The 278-nt window shown below is 54.0% G+C and carries 1 protein-coding gene; it reads left to right on the forward strand.

Features of this window, described 5'->3' with window-relative positions; genetic code table 11:
• A partial coding sequence (locus V6E90_RS21660; RefSeq protein ID WP_332606426.1) for an Ig-like domain-containing protein occupies positions 1-278 on the forward strand: 278 nt, incomplete at both ends.

A 278-nucleotide genomic window follows, 5' to 3' on the forward strand; every position in this document is an offset into this window, starting at 1 on the left:
ATGCAGCGGGCAATGTGGGCACAGATAGCGCAGTATTGACGATTGATACCGTTGCACCAAATGCACCAGTGCTTGATCCGATCAATGCGACCGACCCAATCAGTGGTACAGCAGAACCTGGTTCGACAGTAACCGTGACCTTCCCAGATGGTACAAGTGTTCAGGTCCCAACAGATCCAACGACTGGGGCGTGGACCACACCAAATCCAGGTGGCTTGACCAATGGTGAGACCGTCACTGCAACAGCGACAGACCCAGCGGGTAACACCTCATTACCA

Origin of the sequence: Acinetobacter sp. ESBL14 (genome assembly GCF_036668815.1) — a bacterium.
Classification (GTDB): Bacteria; Pseudomonadota; Gammaproteobacteria; order Pseudomonadales; family Moraxellaceae; genus Acinetobacter; species Acinetobacter gyllenbergii.